Origin of the sequence: Algoriphagus aestuariicola (assembly GCF_017254835.1) — a bacterium.
In the GTDB taxonomy this organism is placed as follows: Bacteria; Bacteroidota; Bacteroidia; order Cytophagales; family Cyclobacteriaceae; genus Algoriphagus; species Algoriphagus aestuariicola.
This window is the reverse complement of record NZ_JAFKCW010000003.1, coordinates 209478-225794: the sequence shown is the minus strand read 5'-3', so window position 1 is coordinate 225794 and position 16317 is coordinate 209478. Positions and strand designations below refer to the sequence as shown.

Annotated in this window: 19 protein-coding genes; 11 read left to right on the top strand and 8 right to left on the bottom strand. The window is 47.7% G+C overall.

What is annotated here, in order from left to right; genetic code table 11:
* Positions 1-95 precede the first annotated feature (95 nt).
* The 6 genes from J0A67_RS13560 to J0A67_RS13535 all read left to right on the top strand — a co-directional run bounded on the left by J0A67_RS13560 (position 96) and on the right by J0A67_RS13535 (position 5124).
* A complete protein-coding gene (locus J0A67_RS13560) occupies positions 96-2216 on the top strand; it encodes a ribonucleoside triphosphate reductase (RefSeq protein ID WP_206569906.1) in 2121 nt (706 codons plus the stop codon).
* The gene (nrdD, locus tag J0A67_RS23165; protein WP_206569905.1) at positions 2200-2361 is read left to right on the top strand and encodes an anaerobic ribonucleoside-triphosphate reductase; all 162 of its coding nucleotides are present in this window, start codon (positions 2200-2202) and stop codon (positions 2359-2361) included. The genes J0A67_RS13560 and nrdD overlap by 17 nt, the downstream gene beginning before the upstream one ends.
* Complete coding sequence (locus J0A67_RS13550; protein ID WP_317195064.1) at positions 2327-3028, top strand: anaerobic ribonucleoside-triphosphate reductase activating protein; 702 nt, start codon at positions 2327-2329, stop codon at positions 3026-3028. The genes nrdD and J0A67_RS13550 overlap by 35 nt, the downstream gene beginning before the upstream one ends.
* 85 nt (positions 3029-3113) lie before the next feature.
* On the top strand, positions 3114-3314 hold the full coding sequence (locus J0A67_RS13545; RefSeq protein ID WP_206569904.1) for a hypothetical protein: 201 nt from the start codon (positions 3114-3116) through the stop codon (positions 3312-3314).
* Positions 3315-3318: 4 nt separating this feature from the next.
* Positions 3319-3708 (top strand): DUF302 domain-containing protein, encoded by a 390-nt coding sequence (locus J0A67_RS13540; protein WP_206569903.1) that lies wholly within the window; start codon positions 3319-3321, stop codon positions 3706-3708.
* 132 nt (positions 3709-3840) lie between these two features.
* Positions 3841-5124: a chloride channel protein gene (locus J0A67_RS13535; protein ID WP_206569902.1), complete on the top strand. Its 1284-nt coding sequence runs from the start codon at positions 3841-3843 to the stop codon at positions 5122-5124.
* Between the two features lie 86 nt (positions 5125-5210).
* Here the strand turns inward: J0A67_RS13535 and J0A67_RS13530 are convergent, their stop codons facing one another.
* From J0A67_RS13530 to J0A67_RS13495, 8 genes are all read right to left on the bottom strand, one after another.
* Positions 5211-5687, bottom strand: coding sequence for a hemerythrin domain-containing protein (locus J0A67_RS13530; RefSeq protein ID WP_206569901.1), 477 nt, complete (start codon positions 5685-5687; stop codon positions 5211-5213).
* 22 nt (positions 5688-5709) lie between these two features.
* Complete coding sequence (locus J0A67_RS13525) at positions 5710-6102, bottom strand: group III truncated hemoglobin (protein WP_206569900.1); 393 nt, start codon at positions 6100-6102, stop codon at positions 5710-5712.
* Complete coding sequence (locus tag J0A67_RS13520) at positions 6102-6524, bottom strand: cytochrome C (protein WP_206569899.1); 423 nt, start codon at positions 6522-6524, stop codon at positions 6102-6104. Before J0A67_RS13520 ends, J0A67_RS13525 begins: the two co-directional genes overlap by 1 nt.
* Positions 6521-6793, bottom strand: a complete 273-nt coding sequence (locus J0A67_RS13515; protein ID WP_206569898.1) for a hypothetical protein — start codon at positions 6791-6793, stop codon at positions 6521-6523. Before J0A67_RS13515 ends, J0A67_RS13520 begins: the two co-directional genes overlap by 4 nt.
* Complete coding sequence (locus J0A67_RS13510; protein ID WP_206569897.1) at positions 6790-7026, bottom strand: hexameric tyrosine-coordinated heme protein; 237 nt, start codon at positions 7024-7026, stop codon at positions 6790-6792. Before J0A67_RS13510 ends, J0A67_RS13515 begins: the two co-directional genes overlap by 4 nt.
* Positions 7027-7037: 11 nt before the next feature.
* The gene (locus tag J0A67_RS13505) at positions 7038-8036 is read right to left on the bottom strand and encodes a cbb3-type cytochrome c oxidase subunit II (protein WP_206569896.1); all 999 of its coding nucleotides are present in this window, start codon (positions 8034-8036) and stop codon (positions 7038-7040) included.
* Positions 8037-8047: 11 nt separating this feature from the next.
* Positions 8048-9853, bottom strand: a complete 1806-nt coding sequence (locus tag J0A67_RS13500) for a cbb3-type cytochrome c oxidase subunit I (RefSeq protein WP_206569895.1) — start codon at positions 9851-9853, stop codon at positions 8048-8050.
* Positions 9854-9956: 103 nt separating this feature from the next.
* A complete protein-coding gene (locus J0A67_RS13495; protein ID WP_206569894.1) occupies positions 9957-10391 on the bottom strand; it encodes an RrF2 family transcriptional regulator in 435 nt (144 codons plus the stop codon).
* Between the two features lie 271 nt (positions 10392-10662).
* Between J0A67_RS13495 and J0A67_RS13490 the strand changes: the two genes are divergently transcribed.
* Genes J0A67_RS13490 through J0A67_RS13470 form a run of 5 tightly spaced genes read left to right on the top strand, consistent with a single transcriptional unit; the run spans position 10663 to position 16316 of the window.
* Positions 10663-11094 (top strand): RrF2 family transcriptional regulator, encoded by a 432-nt coding sequence (locus J0A67_RS13490; RefSeq protein ID WP_206569893.1) that lies wholly within the window; start codon positions 10663-10665, stop codon positions 11092-11094.
* Positions 11095-11146: 52 nt separating this feature from the next.
* A complete protein-coding gene (ric, locus tag J0A67_RS13485) occupies positions 11147-11866 on the top strand; it encodes an iron-sulfur cluster repair di-iron protein (RefSeq protein ID WP_206569892.1) in 720 nt (239 codons plus the stop codon).
* A 3-nt stretch (positions 11867-11869) separates the two neighbouring features.
* A complete protein-coding gene (locus J0A67_RS23095) occupies positions 11870-13672 on the top strand; it encodes a c-type cytochrome (RefSeq protein WP_241265191.1) in 1803 nt (600 codons plus the stop codon).
* Between the two features lie 25 nt (positions 13673-13697).
* Positions 13698-15656 carry a Sec-dependent nitrous-oxide reductase gene (gene nosZ, locus J0A67_RS13475; protein WP_206569891.1) on the top strand — a complete coding sequence of 653 codons (1959 nt, stop codon included), beginning with the start codon at positions 13698-13700 and terminating at the stop codon, positions 15654-15656.
* Positions 15657-15713: 57 nt separating this feature from the next.
* Positions 15714-16316, top strand: a complete 603-nt coding sequence (locus tag J0A67_RS13470) for a hypothetical protein (RefSeq protein WP_206569890.1) — start codon at positions 15714-15716, stop codon at positions 16314-16316.
* Position 16317 lies beyond the last annotated feature (1 nt).

The following is a 16317-nucleotide window of genomic DNA, read 5'->3' as shown; positions in this document are numbered from 1 at the left end:
CCGGAAAGTGAGCAAAATTACCCTTATAAAACGGACAATATTGTCTTCTTTTGTCTAAAATTGACTCGTCATTCTGTCTTTAACCATCGCTGTCTATGGACCAGTACGTCATCAAACGCAATGGAGAATATGCTCCATTTATCCCATTTAAAATCGAGGATGCTCTGAAAAAAGGCTTTCAGAGTGTCCAAAAAGAATACGATTCCGAAGTCTTTAATGCAGTGATCCAAAAGTTGGAAACCAAAACCACCTGGGCAGTTGAGGAAATCCAAGACTTGATCGAAAAGGAACTCTATCATTCAGGACACTTTGAGGTCATGCGGTCCTTTATGCTTTATCGGCATACCCGCAAACTCCAAAGAGAGCATGTGGCCGGATTGAACGAGGACACGACCTACGTGGACAGCACCCAGACCATCGAGGAATATATCCGGCAAACTGACTGGCGGATCAATGCCAATGCCAATACGTCCTATTCAAATGCCGGCTTAGTGAATAACGTAGCAGGTAAGATCATTGCCAACTATTGGTTGGACAGGGTATATACCAAGGAGGAAGGCTATGCCCACCGCAACGGGGATATGCATATCCATGACTTGGACTGCCTGACGGGATACTGTGCCGGCTGGAGCTTGAGAGGCCTGCTCAATGAAGGATTCAATGGCGTTCGGGGTAGGGTGGAAAGCCGTCCGCCCTCACATTTTCGGGAAGCCTTGGGCCAAATGGCCAATTTCCTGGGGATTCTCCAAAGTGAATGGGCCGGTGCACAGGCCTTCAGTTCGTTTGATACTTATTTGGCTCCCTATGTTTTCAAGGACCAACTTTCCTACAAAGAAATCGAAAAAGCGATCCGCTCCTTTGTCTACAATCTCAATGTCCCGGCACGCTGGGGTCAGTCGCCTTTTACCAATGTAACCCTGGATTGGGTGGTGCCGGAGGATCTGAAAGACCAGATGCCCACCAAGGATGACCTGCATCTGTTCACCGGAATTGATTCCGATCTGCTGATGGAAAAGGCCAATAAGCGGGGGGTAAGTTCACTGGAAGAATTGACTTACAAGAATTTTCAGCCTGAAATGAATCTGATCAACCGGGCCTATTATACCATTATGACCGAAGGGGATGCCAACGGCCAGCCTTTTACTTTTCCGATTCCCACGGTCAACATTACGGAGGATTTTGATTGGTATGGAGAAAATACCAACCTGCTTTTTGAAAACACCGCCAAGATCGGCTCTTCTTATTTCCAAAACTTTATTGGCAGTCAATATACTTTTGACGAAAATGGCCAAAAGGTCGAAAATCCCCTTGCCTATAAACCCAATGCTGTTCGCTCGATGTGTTGCCGACTCCAATTGGATCTCCGCGAACTCCTGAAAAGAGGCAATGGGCTTTTCGGCAGTGCGGAAATGACCGGAAGCATCGGCGTAGTCACGATCAATATGGCGAGGCTGGGATATCTCTTTGCCGGAAATAAGGCCGGGCTCTACGAGCGACTGGATAAACTGATGCAACTGGCCAAGTCTACGCTGGAGAAGAAGCGGGGATTTATTCAGGAAATGTACGACCGCGGCCTTTACCCTTATACCCAGCGCTATCTGAAGCATTTCCGAAACCACTTCTCCACCATCGGAGTCAATGGACTCAATGAGATGATCCTGAATTTTACGGGAGGAAAAGAGGATATCACAGGGAATTTTGGTCAAAATTTAACTTCAGAGCTGCTCGAACATATCCGGGACAGAATGAAGGAATTTCAGGAGGAAACCGGTAATCTCTACAATTTGGAAGCTACTCCGGCGGAAGGCACGACTTATCGTTTTGCCAAGGAAGACAAGAAACGCTTCCCTGATATTATCCAGGCTGGGATGGGCGAAAACATCTACTACACCAACAGTTCCCAGATTCCCGTGGATCATACCGATGATCCTTTTGAAGCCCTGATGCTGCAGGATGACTTGCAGTGCAAATACACCGGAGGGACAGTACTTCACCTCTACATGCGGGAGAAAATCTCTTCGCCCGAGGCCTGCCGCCGACTCGTCAAAAAAGTCCTTTCCAATTTTAAACTGCCCTACATCACGGTTACCCCGGTTTTCAGCATCTGCCCGGTTCACGGCTACCTCAACGGAGAGCATGAATACTGTCCACAATGTGACGAAGCCCTTTTGAATGACTTAAACCAAAATCCATCCAATTATGCAAACAACTCTTGAACCCAAGCCACTTCTTGAATTGAATCAGGAAAAACGCACCAAATGCCTGGTGTACACCCGCGTGATGGGTTACCATCGCCCAGTCGAAAGCTTCAACATCGGAAAAAAAGGTGAACACAAGCAGCGCCAACACTTCGTCGAGTAGCCTGGAAAAGGGGAGGCCTGTGTTCAGTATCTCCCCTTTTACTTTGCTGGATTTCCCGGATCGCATGGCCTGCATCCTCTGGTTTGCGGGGTGCAACATGCGTTGTACGTATTGCTATAATCCAGAGATTGTACTGGGGAAGGGTAAACTGAGTTGGGACGATGTGCGGGAGTTTTTGCTTACCCGGATTGGCATGTTGGATGGGGTGGTTTTTAGTGGTGGGGAGTGCACGATTCACCCGCAGATCATTCCCTTTGCCCGAGAAGTGAAAAGGATGGGTTTTGAAGTGAAAATCGATACCAACGGGAGCCGTCCTGATGTCTTGGAAACTCTGATTCAGGAAAATCTTGTGGATTTTGCCGCTTTGGACTTCAAGGGAATGCCGGGGAATTACTGGAAAATCACCCGATCCCATCTTTTCAAACCATTCGAGAAATCACTGAAAATCCTACTCGGATCTTCGGTTCGGTTTGAGGTCCGGACCACGGTTCACCCGGATCTTTTGAACTATCAGGAACTGGATGAAATGGAGAAATGGCTCAGGGAAAAAGGGTTTTCCGGCACGTTTTACCTGCAGCTCTTCCGTGGGGACAAAGAGACTCTTGGCGATTTGACACAGACTCGCAAACCTGATTTTGTTTTGGAACAGTCAGTCTGGAGAACCTGATTTTCCTATTAATATGCGTTCATGTAATATAAGTCACTGAAAAATTGCGATCCAAGGGGCAACTTCGCATGTGCTTAAAAAAGAGATGGAATCCACCCTGGAAAAACATTGGCAAACAATCTATCAGACCAAAGAGACCACTAAACTGCGCCTCGGAGATTGGAAAGAGCAGGTAAAGCTTGTGGTCTCTAATATTCTTGATTTCAAGCCCCGGGAAAAGCATCAGGAAGCGCGCAAAACTACTCCGTCTTTCGAAGAATCTGAAACCTATCACTTAAACGGTTAAGCTCATGTCTTACTATCAATCAAAAGTTCTAAAATCCGAAGGTATTGCCTCTCTTCGAACCAAAGTTGAAGCTGGTCTCAAGGAAGTAGGCTTCGGGGTTCTGACCGAAATCGACATTCAGGCCACCATGAAGAAAAAGCTGTACAAGGATTATCCTCCTTTCCTGATACTTGGTGCATGCAATCCCGCTTTCGCTGATAAAGTGCTGACAGCCGAACCGCATGTTGGTACGCTCTTGCCCTGCAATGTGACGATCCGAAGTCTCGGAGGAGATGACTATGAAGTGTCGATCATGGATCCTGTGGCGGCGATGTCGGTGGTTAGAAATCCTGCAATTGAGGAGTTGGCAGGAGAGGTTAGAGGGAAGTTGATGGGGATGCTGGAACTTCTTTGATACTTTATCGAAGCATAGCATTTGCATAGATGTTTGAGGCAAAGAGGCCTCCTCTTCTTCATTTTTTCTATTTTTCCTTCACATTGGTCATAAGTTGGTTTTATTTTGCCAGCTTGATCAACTGCAGAAGTTTTGGAAATCAAGCGAAAACGCAAACTCATTGGCTACGCCAATTTACTGGATCAGCCAATTCGGTTTAGTCCTTTTTTGTTCAGCAGGGATTTTTGGCTTTGGGCATTATTGGGCCTCATTGGGGGAAGTATCGCCGGAGTTTACTGGATCACGCTGGAATCCTTCATGCATGTTTTGGAGGGATTTGAAGGCTGGAGCGTGATTCCGCTGATGACGGTTGCCGGCCTGCTGGCGGGCCTGATCATTCATTGGATCGGAGATCCTGGAGAGATCCATTTGATTGTCAACAATATTCGATTCAACAAGGGAAAGCTTAATCCCAAAAACAATCCTTCCATGATCCTTTCCTCCCTGATCTGCGTAGCTGCAGGTGGGAGTTTGGGGCCCGAAGCACCTTTGGTGCAGGTGACGGGTTCGACAGGAACGTGGTTGGGGAAGATTTTTAGATTGAAAGGAGAGAAGCTCCGAACCTACAGCATCGCCGGTATGGCTTCCGGGTTTACAGCGTTGTTTGGAGCTCCCTTGGGGGGAAGTTTGTTTGCCGTGGAGATTCTACACCACAAGCACATGCTGGAATATTACCGGGCTGTGATTCCGGCCTTGGTAGCGAGTTGTTTTAGCTACATCGTTTTTGCCTTGATTATCCATTTGGGCCTGGGTCCAACCTGGAATTTTCCCCAATACAGCTACGAGGGGATTTTCGATTTTGGATATGCTTTTGGTGTCGCGATCCTGGGATCAGCGGTGGCTTGGGTATTTGTCTTTTGTACGAAGGGGTGTAAAAAAGCCTTTGAGTGGGTATCGATGCCGATTTATGTCAAAACAACCTTGGGAGGCTTGATCTTGGGTCTTATTGGATATGGATTCCCGATTACTCGGTATTTCGGCCACCACGAAATCAATGAAGTGATCGGACTTAATTTGTCCTGGGAAACCTTGTTGCTGATCTTGGGAATGAAGATTTTGGCTATTTCTGTCACAGTAACTTCAGGTTGGAGAGGCGGTTTTATCATTCCCTTGTTTTTTGTGGGTACGTGTTTGGGATTGGCACTTTGCCAGCTTTTTCCCGGACTTAATCCCACCCTGACTTGGGTGAGCTGTATGGCTGCTGTAAATGCCTGCGTTACCCGCACACCAGTCAGTACCACGATTTTGCTAAGTGTATTGACAGGCTTTGGGCATTTTGTGCCCATCTTGATCGCCAGTTTGACAGGATATTTTTTGGCGCCGAGAGTTCCGTTTATTCATTCACAATTGAAGAAGATTGAGGCTGAAAATGCCTGATTGAAGCAAGGGTAATTTTGAAAAAGGGAATCGTGTGGGAATTTTAAAGGGTTTCTTAGAATTTCAGGCTTTGAAAGTCGCCAAACCTAAATGGCAGCAATAACCCAAAACGGATCCTCCCCATTCTCCACAAATTTTTCTCGATTACCATGTGCGGCAATTGCCTCTAGTTGCTCAGCGGTGGCTTTTTCCTGAATTTCCGGGAAAAGAATCCGCTCCTCAAACCGGATGTGTTTTTCCAGTTCTTCCTCGATTTGACCAAGGGTTTTCTCCGGGTTTTCCCATGAAGAAAAGAGCTTACGCAGCCGCTTGTGCTCAGTCAAGGCCTGCTTGATCAGGAGATTGTCTTCCGGGAGTATGGGGAAAATGACCTTTTCCTCCTCTTCAAAATGAGGATTGAGATAGGAGGTCCAAAACCAATTGCAGTAATTTTTCATACGTGCCGGTTCGATGCCCAGTTTGAATCCCTGTCTGATTTTCCAGCACAGCAAGAGCCCATGATGGTGGTCATGGCTGAGGTGCCGGAGTGCAGGGTCGCGTTTCAGGGGTGCTTTTTTTTCCATGGTGGAGTGGGGTTAAGTTTGACTACAAGATGGGATCTACAGTGGAAGTCCGGTAATAATTGATCTTGAAATGGAACATTTCAGCCATTCGTTCTCCTTGCCACTTGGCCCGCTCTGCTTTTTCTCCTGAGAATATCTCATCTACAGTTTCGTAGAAAAGTTGAATCCAGCGTCCGAAATGGGCTTTTTCCACCGGCAAATGAGCGTGTGGAACAAATGGGCTTCCCTGGTAGGTGTGTTCGTCGAGGAGTACCGTTTGCCAAAACCGGTACATTTTCTCCAAATGCTCAGGCCACCGATCTTGGATGACGTTTTCAAAGATGTCTCTCAATAAGTCGTCCTGCCGGACTTTTTCATAAAAGGTATCTACCAATACCTGAATGTCACTCAGGTCGATGATGTCTGATTTGTTCATTAGAAGAAGGATTTGTAATGGTCTGGATTCCAGTACATGATAAAGTAAAACAGGGCAAAACCAACAAAGGAGATCAGGGTCGCCCAAACCCAGGCCGGAATTCCTTTGGGAGTTTCCGAGCCTCGGATCAGAAAGAAGTCATTGCGCTCGCTCCCATAGGAATTGATGGTCACAGGGACTTGGTCAGTTACCACATCGCCGTCCTGAAGGCCTACCACGGCAATGGAAGGGCCGTTTCTCACTTCAAAGGGGACAGTTTTCATACCTTCTTTGCCTGTAGTAGATTGGGCTACGATCCGGAGTTGGTGCTTGCCATCCGGGATCTTGGTGGTGTCGAGGACAAACTTGACCGGAGGGCTGAATTCAGCAAAAGGCACAGGATCCTCATCCAGAAACACCCGGATTTTACGATTGTCATTCATAGCTGGGGATGATGGTTGAGTATAAGATTTTTGATGTGTCCGGGATTTTGCTCCCCGGGGCGGAGGAGGTATTTGAGGCTATAAAACAGGGTGAGCAGGACCAAAATCACCGCTCCGGCAATGATGTAATAGTCGCTTTGAGCCTGTGGGCCTGTCCCATGGCTGATGTCCCGGAGGAGTTTGGGCTGGTTTCTTTGGCAGACATCGCAAGCCATGGCCGATAGGACTGACCCGAAGAATACCAAAAAACAAATCAGGGAAGCTTTCATGGTTTCCAGTAGTTATTCGCCATGGCGATGGTCTGAAACTCCACTGCTATGACTTGTGCCGAGGCGATCAGTTGCGTAGTGTCCTGAGCATAATTTCCTCTCAGATTTTTTCTTGTTTCGAGATCGGTCTGGATAGCCGCGATGGACTTTCTGGCCAACTTGATCGCCAAATCCGTTCCTTCCTGAGGGGTGGAAGTGATGAGGGATTCGAGATAGATTTCTGAATTTTGCATGGGAGGTAGATTTATTGGTTGAGGACAAATTTTCGGATTTCTGCGACTTGGTCGGGAGTGACCACAGGAGCCTGATTGCCCCAGCTGCTACGCTCATGGGTTGCAATTGCGGCTATTTCTTCGTCACTGAGCAGGCTTCCAAATTCCGGCATGGCTCCAAATTCCGGTCGGGCGTCATATCCGGATAGGATAATCTGAATCAGGATAGAGGGATCGGGATCGTTGACGATTTCGCTTCCGGCCAAGGAGGGGAATGCCCCCGGAATGCCATCTCCGGAAGGCTGATGGCAGGCTGAACAGGTTTCTGAGTACAGCTGAAGTCCATCGAGGCCGAGGGATTCTGCTCCCGAGGCCGGCTCTTGCTTCTTTCGCGTGGATGGAATGAAATCAGGTCCGAGATCTTGTCCCAGTTCTGCCTGAATCAAGGACTGAAGGTAGGCTACCAGTGCCAGAGCCTCCGGTTTGGCTACCAACTGATGATCGGGATTTTTGAGCAGTTCAGCCGAAACTGGAACCACCACATCCTTTTGGGTTACCATTGCCTTGGATTTTTCTTCGAAAAGCCAGGGGTAACTCGGCATAACGGATTCTTTTACTGCAATCCGTGGATTGTAGAGGTGCAGGAGGTGCCATTCTTTCCCGGGTTGTCTTTTCCCGACCTCAGTCAGATCCGGTCCGGTCCGCTCACTTCCCAAGAGTGAGGGGGATTGCCTCCAAAGATCCATCCGTTGTTTGCTGTAATAATAATCTGAAGCCAGGGATGGCCGCTCACCCCAAACTTGGTCCATTTCAATATTCCGGACTTGTTGGGTGTGGCAGGCCATGCAATTTTCTGAGACATAGACTTGCAGGCCTTTCAATTCCTCCGAATTCAATTCTTCCATTCCTGGAAGCGGCTTCACTTCCTGCATTTGAAGCGCTGGAATGACAGCAATGACTGTACTCAGCATGGCAAATCCCAGGAAAGATGTCGCAACGAGCAGTTTGTGGTTTTTATGGAAATCAAACATGGTCAGGTCAATTAGGCGTGGACGGATGAAAGAGGAGCTGGGATTTTGTGAGGAAGCGGCTTCTCTTTTTTTGCCATTTCATAAAAATTGTAGGCGAAAATCAGGTGGGAGACAAACATCATGGAGCCTCCAATCGCTCTCCAAACCCAAAACGGCTGCATCAAAATCACGGAATTGATGAAGGATTCCCCCTCGATCCAACTGAGCCCACGTTGTGTTCCTCCCGTCATCAGCGAAATCATGTAGGCAAAAAGTCCCACGAAAGCCAACCAGAAGTGAATCCCGACACCCAATGCAGGCGGCTCTTTACCTGTGACTTTGGGCAAGATCGCATACATGCAGGCCCAGAGGATGAACGTGATGATGCCGTACATGGTCATGTGCGAGTGGGCAACATTGAAGTCCGTAAAATGCCAGATGAAATTGGTCAGGCGGAAAGCTTGCAGGCTTCCTTGTGCAGATCCGACAAAGTAGAAAACCACACCAACCAGGAAAAAGGGCAGCACGTAACTTTTGGAAATGGCACTCCAACTTCCCTTCATAGTCATCAGGAAATTGGTGGTGCCTGAGACAACAGGGATAAACATCCCCGCGCTGAAGACTATCGCAACGGTTTGTAACCACCAAGGCAAGGGACTGAAAACAAAGTGATGGGTGCCAATCAGTGTGTAAAAGAGCATCTGTGTCCAAAATGCCAAGACGCCCAGAGAATAGGAGTAAATCGGTTTGTTCAGAGAAGTAGGCAGGTAATAGTAGATCAAACCCAACGTGAAGGTCATAAACCACATTCCGACTCCCTGGTGCATGTAGTATCCCTGAATCACAGTTTCTCCAAGGCCATCTTGGAAACTCGGCAAGTACCCGATCACTACCAGCGTAATGGTCCAAATCAGTCCGCCTAAGAGGTACCAATTGGAGATATAGATTTCGGAGATTTTTCTGGCGGCAACGGTTTTGTAATAATTGAAAAATGTCAAGATTAACCCGGAGGCAAAGAGTAAAGCCACAGGCCAGATGTATTCCCGATATTCCCCACCACCGTTATTTACTCCGCTCATGAGCAGAAAATTGCCCAATACGACTGCAGAATTCATGAGGTACCAGGCGATTTTTGCCAGACTGTAGCTGAAAATGCCAGTGTTGGAGGTGCGGGAAATGACAAAATATCCCAAACCGACCATGGCCATGGAGGCCCAACCCCAGAAAACCGTATTGGTGTGGACCGGCCGGAGTCTGCCAAAGGATAACCAGGAGATTTGATCCATTTCAGGCCAGATAAATTTCATTCCGACGTATTGTCCGACCAGGGTTCCAAAAACCAGCCAAAACACTGCTGCTCCCAAGTACCAGATCATTAATTTTCTGAGGGGTTTGGGTGTTTCCATGCGGAGGGTTTCCCTTTTCTTTTCATCTACCAGCGGATTTTCAGGATCACGGGTGACCTTGGCAATCAATCCCCGACTGTCATCCGAGTTGCCTTTTCCTGTAAGTTCGGTACCTGTCAGTCGGTATTTTTTTGCGGCTTTCCGCTTTTCCAAAATCCAGTCTAAGTCTTCTTCCTCCCAATTCACCAACTCGGATTTTAGCGTTTCCTTTTTTCTGGATTCAGCCCTGTTTTGAAGGCCTTGGAAAAGCGCGGAAAGCCGGGATCCAATGATGACAATAGCTACTAAAGAAACTAAGGCAATGAGTAGGGCGGTTCCGACGATTCCCGGACTGGACCACCATTGGTCGATAGCAGGATTGGGGACCGTTTGAGCCTGAGATTGGTTTAACCCAAATCCCAGAAGCAGTAAAAGGAGTGTAGTGCGTTTCATATTGAGACAGGTAATAGTCGAAATGCTGAAATCAATTCAAGGATTGGCTTTTGAAATTTCATTTCCGATAAAATTGTCGAAAATAGATTCAAAAAAAATGGGACTAACGGATCAGGATAGTTTGGCCTGATTTAATCCCATTCGCCAATTCCAGCAAAGTGGTCGATTCTAATGCATTTTTTAATTCGGATCTGATTTTTACAAATTTGGCATGCATGGGACAGGGCTTTTGGGCATTGCATTCGCTCAGTCCAAGACCGCATCCTTTGAAGATGGAATCCCCGTCGATTGCTGAGACGATTTGAATGATTCTGGTGGACTCCATTTGATCGGGTCGGATATAGAATCCTCCATAAGGACCTTTAAGTGATTCGATCAGGCCGTTTTTGGCTAAGTCTCCCAGGATTTTTGCTGTGAAAGCTTCAGGAGAGCCTACTTTTTCCACGATGTCGCCGATTTTTGCCCGCTCTCCTTTGATGGATTGTGTGGCCACATAGATCATGGCTTTGATTCCGTATTCGCAGGCCTTGGAAAACATGGTAAGAGATTGATTGGGCCAAAAGTATGACAAAACTCATTTCCGACAAATTTATCGATAATAAAAAATCACGGTTATCTCATTTTCGCCAGTGGCCCTATCTGTTTTTCGTAGGGGCTGAAAAACCGGAGATTCGACAGTTCAACGGCCTTTCAACTGAATTTGTCTGATGTGAGAGTCGACAAGGAACTTCAAGAGTAAAAAAATATAAAAGGATAAATTTGTCTTTTATTTTTCTTTCTATACATTTGATTCAGCAATCAGCCAAAAGATGTTTTCCAAAGCCTGTAAGTACGCGATCAACTCCATGATTTTTCTGGCCACTCTGCCGGAAGGAGAGGAGCGCGTCGGTTTGAAGGAGATCGCAGTTGCCATCAATTCTCCAGAGGCATTTACCGCTAAAATTCTCCAAACCTTGGTCAGGGAAAATCTCTTGGTTTCAATCAAGGGACCCAACGGCGGCTTTCAGATCTCCGAACCCGGGAAGCAAGTCCCACTCTATCAGGTGATTCACGTTATTGACGGAGATTCGGTGTTTACAGGTTGTGCATTGGGATTACATGAATGTTCTGAAAAGCGACCCTGTGCAGTTCATTATAAGTTTAAAGCTATCCGGGATCATCTTACGGGGATGATGATGACGACTACACTTGCGGATATGGCCAATGGTATCCGGCAGGGAGTTTCGTATTTGAAGTACTAAAAAAAATTTAAACAAATAGAGGATAAAAAACTCCTTTTTAATTACATTGACTATGAATCAACTAGCTGAAAAAAAAGTAGGAAAAATCGTCGCGGACAATTTCCGCACTGCCAAGGTCTTCACCGAATTCGGAATTGACTTTTGCTGCAAAGGGGGAGTGAAACTATCAGAGGCCTGCGAAACGCGCGGCTTGGATACTGAGAAGGTAATTCAGGAGTTGCTGCCCATTTTTCAGACAGCAGACGCTACAAATTACCAGGGGATGGGGATGAAGGAACTGGTGGATCATATCGTCGCGGTTCATCATAAGTATGTGGGAGACACGATCCCGGCGCTCAAGTTCTATCTGGACAAGATCAACCGGGTTCACGGGGATCGGCATCCGGAATTGGAAGAAATCAGGACCCTATTTTTCGAAACAGCTGATGCATTGACTGTCCATATGAAAAAAGAGGAGTTTATACTTTTCCCCTATATCAAAGCCATGGAGGATGCCTTGAACAACGATTTCCCACTATCTGCCCCACATTTTGGCCATATCGACAATCCTATCGCGATGATGGAAGAAGAGCATGATACCGAAGGAGAGCGGTTTCGAAAGATTTCGGCTTTGAGTAATACCTACACTCCGCCTTCGGATGCCTGCCAGACCTACCGGGTAGCCTTTGCGATGCTGCAGGAGTTTGAAGATGACCTTCATACGCACATACACTTGGAAAACAACATTTTGTTTCCGGTGGCGCAACAGGTTTTTGCCCAATTGAACTCCTGATCCATGAAAGCCCAAGGCACTAAATTGAATCCGTTCCTTCCTTCCGATCCGCTGAAATTCAGGTGGATTTGGGTGAGTTGGGCATTCGGATTCTTTTTTGTCGCTTCGGTTTTTGGCCTTTTGATGCGGTCTTTCCACATCTGGGAGATCCCTTTTCTGGAATATCGGAACATCCTGCACACCCATTCCCACATTGCCATGTTGGGTTGGGGATTTCTGATCCTCAGTGGCGGGATGGTCTTCAGCCTTGCCAAAGCCGAAAGTGAAATCCGGAAGTTTCGTTGGCTGTTGATCGGCGCGGTAGTTTCTCCTTTGGGAATGTTGGCATCTTTCCCTGTTCAGGGATATGGGATTTTCAGTATTGCCTTTTCGAGCCTGCATGTGCTGATCTCCTATGGCTTTGTCTACAGGCTTTTTATCCTGTTGAATTCAGAAAAAAGCACCACCGGCATCCGTCTCCTTAGACTGGCACTGGGATTCCTGGTGGTTTCTTCTCTGGGACTGTGGGCCTTGGGTCCGATCAATTCCCAATTGGGGAAGATGCATGAACTGTCCTTCATGAGTATCCAATGGTTTCTCCATTTTCAGTTGAACGGCTGGTTTGTATTGGGATCTCTGGGCCTGATCTTCCTTCATCTCGAACGATCCGGTTACCAGTTTGAATGGCCGAGGTATCAGGAGATTCTGCTGGCTGGATCTGTGATTCTGACCTATGCGTTGGCTGTGACTTGGGCCGAGCCCAGTCCCTTTGCTTTTCAGGTCAACGGATTGGCCGTAATCACCCAGTTGGTAGCTTACTCCTATTTGATACTCGCCTTGTTACGAGGATTCGGAAAGGTGGATTTGCTATCTGTCGTCAGGATCCTGTTGAGTTCCGCCATAGCCTCGCTGTTCTTGAAAGCAGCACTTCAGGCGATTCTTGTTTTCCCATCCATCGCAGTCATTTCCTACACCATCCGGATGTACGTGATTGGCTTCTTGCATCTGGTCCTTTTGGGAGTATTGACCATGGGAATTTCCGGTTTGGCGGTGCAAAAGAATTGGGTAGAAGACACAATCCTTTCCCGAACAGGATGGGCACTGCTGCTGGCAGGATTCGTCATTTCGGAGCTTCTCCTCTTTGGTCAGGGGACACTCATCTGGCTACAACTCGGATTCCTGGAGGACTATCATTTGTATCTGTTTCTGGGTTCCTGCCTGTTTCCCATTGGTTTGGGATTGCTGTTGACCCAAATTTTAACTCAAAAAATCCCTTTTCAAAACATACCCAACCCCATAATCAAATTTCAACAAATCAAAACCCAAACTATGAAAAAATCCCTGCTATGGTCAGCCGGAATCCTGGGGATTCTCCTGACTGCCTGTGGAGGAGGTTCAGAACAGTCTGCCACCTCAACTGAAACTACCTCCGCTCCGGCTACCGAAGCTGCTGCCGCCGATCCCAAAGGAATCGGCGAAGTGAAGTCCGTCGACCTTGGAAGCGGAATCGATGCTTCTCTGGCTGATGCCGGAAAAGCAATCGTGGACATGAAATGTACGGCTTGTCACCAGCTGAATGACAAACGTCTGGTTGGGCCCGGATTTCAGGGGGTGACTAATCGAAGACGGCCTGAATGGATTCTGAACATGATCACCAACGTGGATGTCATGCTGGAGCAAGATCCCACGGCCCAAAAGCTCCTGGAAGAATGTCTTACCCGAATGCCCAATCAAAATCTTTCTCAGGCGGATGCTAGGGGAATTCTGGAATTCATGAGAAGAAATGACGAGGAAAAAGCAGGAGAGCGGGACGCTGCTGCCAAATAATTCAAATTTTAATCAATAGACCATTATGGAAAAGAAAGTCTGGCTTTTAGCAGTGGGCATGACAGCCTTTGCATTGGCCCCCGGATGCAAGCCCAAAGGCGCACAAACTGCGATCACTGGTGATGCGGCATCCAAAGTGTATGTAGCACCCGGTAACCACGATGAGTTTTATAACATCGTCTCGGGCGGTTTCAACGGGCAGATATCCGTTGTCGGCCTTCCATCTGGTCGCGTGTTGAAGATTCTTCCCGTCTTCTCCGTGAATCCGGAGAATGGTTGGGGATATTCCGAAGAATCCAAGCCCATGCTCAATACATCGCATGGATTTGTTCCCTGGGACGACCTGCACCACATCGCCATCTCTACCACCAATGCGGAACACGACGCGAGATGGGCTTTTGCGAATGCAAACAATACCCCCAGAATCGCCCGGATTGATCTCAACACCTTCAAGACCGTGGAGATCATCGAGATCCCTAATTCGGCCGGTAACCACTCATCTCCTTTCATTACCCAAAACACGGAGTATGTGGTAGCAGGAACCCGTTTTTCGGTGCCCGTAGGAGATAATCAGGATGTATCCATTGACTCCTACAAAGAGAACTTCAAGGGACACATTTCCTTCATCGGAGTAAATCCGGAAAGTGGTGAGATGAATCTTTCCTTCCAGATCGAGGCGCCGCCTTTCAACTTTGACCTGGCCCGTGCCGGAAAAAATATGTCCCACGGCTGGTTCTTTTTCTCCACGTACAATACCGAGATGGCCCATACGCTTTTGGAAGTAAATGCTTCACAAAAAGACAAGGACTTCATCATGGCCATCAACTGGAAAAAGGCTGAAGAATATGTGAAAGCAGGAAAGGGAACCAAGAAAAAGGCAAGCTACGTGCACAATAAGTGGGATGAGGAAACACACTCGGCCACCTCGACCAAGATCGAAGAGGTGCTGACGCTGGACCCTACGGTGTTGAAGGACATTGTTTACTTTATCCCATGCCCGAAATCTCCACACGGTACAGACACTGATCCGACCGGAGAATACATTGTCGGTAGCGGTAAGTTGGCTGCGATCATCCCGGTGTTCTCTTTCACCAAGATGCTGGCTGCTATAGAAAACAAGGATTTCGAAGGAGAGCTTAACGGCATGCCAGTCTTGAAATATGAATCCGTACTGCATGGCGAAGTGGTGAAGCCAGGTTTGGGGCCTTTACACACCGAGTTTGATGGAAAAGGATTTGCCTATACGTCCATGTTCGTGTCTTCGGAGATTGTGAAGTGGAATATTGAAACCCTAGAGGTAGTGGATCGGGTGCCGACTTACTATTCTGTTGGTCACTTGAGTATTCCAGGCGGTCCTACAGGGAAGCCTCACGGCAAGTACATGGTGGCTTACAACAAGATCACCAAAGACCGTTACCTGCCTACCGGACCGGAACTGGCGCATTCCGCCCAGCTCTATGACATCTCCGGTGATAAGATGCAGCTTTTGTTGGACTTCCCGACGATTGGTGAACCTCACTACGCGGAGGCATTTCCTGCCAGCCTGATCAAGGACCGTCAGGTGAAATTCTATCCTATTGAGAAAAACATGAGCCCCTTTGCCCTGAAAGGTATCACAGATGCAAGGGTTGAGCGCAAAGGAAATGAGATTCACGTCTACATGACCTCGATCCGCTCCAACTTCAGACCGGACAACATCGAAGGGGTCAACGTCGGTGACGAGGTATATTTCCACGTGACCAACCTGGAGCAGGACTGGGATGTTCCCCACGGATTTGCCATCAAGGGAGCCAATACCGCTGAATTGCTCATCATGCCAGGCGAAACTTCCACGCTGAAGTGGGTGCCGGACAGAGCGGGAGTGTTTCCTTTCTATTGTACAGACTTCTGTTCTGCACTCCACCAGGAGATGCAGGGATACCTCAGAGTATCTCCCAAAGGCACCAATACCCCTTTAAAATTTTCAACAGGGGACGTTGAGTAACCCCTTAAATCCTACCGTCGGCTCCGAAAAGGGTCGGCGGTATTTAACCCAAGTCACATGAAGTCGCTTAGCCTTTCAAACCGGGTTCTGATTCTACTTGCTGCGCTGCTGATTATCCCGGCGTACTTTACTCCACTTTGGCAAATCAGCCTCTGGGCTCCCCAATATCCCGAGGGACTCAACATGAAAATCTGGATCGATCATCTGAGCGGGAACGTGGATCAGATCAACGGGGTCAACCACTACATCGGAATGAGGCATATCGGAGACGAGATGTTTCCGGAGTTTACCTACCTGATCTATATCATCGGTGCATTGATAGGTTTTGGGATGATCGCTTTTCTGATTGGGAAAAGGTGGAGTCTGTATTCCTTTTTCGGTTTGATTTCGCTTTTTGGAGTATTGGTCTTGGTCGATATGTACCGATGGGGCTACGAATATGGCCACAACCTGGATCCAAAAGCAGCCATCAAAGTGGAAGGCATGAGTTATCAGCCACCCCTGATCGGATACAAAGAGCTCCTGAACTTCCTCGCTTACTCTGGACCGGATACCGGAAGCTGGATCTTGATTGGAGGAGTGGGACTGCTCATCTTGGCTATCGTCCGGGACCGGCTTGAAAAACCTGCCCTTGTCCAGAATCCTTATACCTCAAACTAAG

Excerpts from the sequence above, each read along its gene's own strand:
- ric (WP_206569892.1), top strand. The coding sequence starts at position 11,147 with ATGAATCAACTAGCTGAAAAAAAAGTAGGAAAAATCGTCGCGGACAAT.
- J0A67_RS13530 (WP_206569901.1), bottom strand. The coding sequence starts at position 5,687 with ATGGAAAAAAAAGCACCCCTGAAACGCGACCCTGCACTCCGGCACCTC.
- J0A67_RS13520 (WP_206569899.1), bottom strand. The coding sequence starts at position 6,524 with ATGAATGACAATCGTAAAATCCGGGTGTTTCTGGATGAGGATCCTGTG.
- J0A67_RS13540 (WP_206569903.1), top strand. The coding sequence starts at position 3,319 with ATGTCTTACTATCAATCAAAAGTTCTAAAATCCGAAGGTATTGCCTCT.
- J0A67_RS13515 (WP_206569898.1), bottom strand. The coding sequence starts at position 6,793 with ATGAAAGCTTCCCTGATTTGTTTTTTGGTATTCTTCGGGTCAGTCCTA.
- J0A67_RS13525 (WP_206569900.1), bottom strand. The coding sequence starts at position 6,102 with ATGAACAAATCAGACATCATCGACCTGAGTGACATTCAGGTATTGGTA.
- nosZ (WP_206569891.1), top strand. The coding sequence starts at position 13,698 with ATGGAAAAGAAAGTCTGGCTTTTAGCAGTGGGCATGACAGCCTTTGCA.
- J0A67_RS13545 (WP_206569904.1), top strand. The coding sequence starts at position 3,114 with ATGGAATCCACCCTGGAAAAACATTGGCAAACAATCTATCAGACCAAA.
- nrdD (WP_206569905.1), top strand. The coding sequence starts at position 2,200 with ATGCAAACAACTCTTGAACCCAAGCCACTTCTTGAATTGAATCAGGAA.
- J0A67_RS13490 (WP_206569893.1), top strand. The coding sequence starts at position 10,663 with ATGTTTTCCAAAGCCTGTAAGTACGCGATCAACTCCATGATTTTTCTG.
- J0A67_RS13495 (WP_206569894.1), bottom strand. The coding sequence starts at position 10,391 with ATGTTTTCCAAGGCCTGCGAATACGGAATCAAAGCCATGATCTATGTG.
- J0A67_RS13470 (WP_206569890.1), top strand. The coding sequence starts at position 15,714 with ATGAAGTCGCTTAGCCTTTCAAACCGGGTTCTGATTCTACTTGCTGCG.
- J0A67_RS13500 (WP_206569895.1), bottom strand. The coding sequence starts at position 9,853 with ATGAAACGCACTACACTCCTTTTACTGCTTCTGGGATTTGGGTTAAAC.
- J0A67_RS13510 (WP_206569897.1), bottom strand. The coding sequence starts at position 7,026 with ATGCAAAATTCAGAAATCTATCTCGAATCCCTCATCACTTCCACCCCT.
- J0A67_RS13560 (WP_206569906.1), top strand. The coding sequence starts at position 96 with ATGGACCAGTACGTCATCAAACGCAATGGAGAATATGCTCCATTTATC.
- J0A67_RS13505 (WP_206569896.1), bottom strand. The coding sequence starts at position 8,036 with ATGTTTGATTTCCATAAAAACCACAAACTGCTCGTTGCGACATCTTTC.
- J0A67_RS23095 (WP_241265191.1), top strand. The coding sequence starts at position 11,870 with ATGAAAGCCCAAGGCACTAAATTGAATCCGTTCCTTCCTTCCGATCCG.